This window comes from Enterococcus sp. C50 (genome assembly GCF_040887505.1).
Lineage (GTDB): Bacteria > Bacillota > Bacilli > Lactobacillales > Enterococcaceae > Enterococcus_B > Enterococcus_B thailandicus.
The window spans coordinates 1-379 of record NZ_JBFOFW010000024.1 but is presented as its reverse complement, the minus strand read 5'-3'; the positions used below and the strand labels follow the sequence as shown (position 1 = coordinate 379).

The 379-nt window shown below is 52.2% G+C and carries 4 tRNA genes; all 4 read left to right on the top strand.

From position 1 onward, the window contains the following. Nucleotides 1–4 precede the first annotated feature (4 nt). A tRNA-Pro gene (locus AB3I20_RS12760) sits at nucleotides 5–78 on the top strand. 12 nt (nucleotides 79–90) lie between these two features. Then, nucleotides 91–163 (top strand) — tRNA-Ala (locus AB3I20_RS12755). Nucleotides 164–198: 35 nt separating this feature from the next. Further along, nucleotides 199–272: transfer RNA gene (locus AB3I20_RS12750), tRNA-Met, on the top strand. Between the two features lie 14 nt (nucleotides 273–286). After that, a tRNA-Ile gene (locus AB3I20_RS12745) sits at nucleotides 287–360 on the top strand. Nucleotides 361–379 lie beyond the last annotated feature (19 nt).

The window sequence follows — 379 nt, the reverse complement described above, 5'->3', positions numbered from 1 at the left end:
TTAACGGGAAGTAGCTCAGCTTGGTAGAGCACTTGGTTTGGGACCAAGGGGTCGCAGGTTCGAATCCTGTCTTCCCGATAGTTATAAAAAGGGGCCTTAGCTCAGCTGGGAGAGCGCCTGCTTTGCACGCAGGAGGTCAGCGGTTCGATCCCGCTAGGCTCCATTTCATTTTAAATTTTAATATGAAAGTTTCTTTTTCGCGGTGTAGCTCAGCTGGCTAGAGCGTCCGGTTCATACCCGGGAGGTCGGGGGTTCGATCCCCTCCGCCGCGATTTTTATAGAGCCTGGACCTTTAGCTCAGTTGGTTAGAGCAGACGGCTCATAACCGTCCGGTCGTAGGTTCGAGTCCTACAAGGTCCATAGCGACGTTGTAAGCATT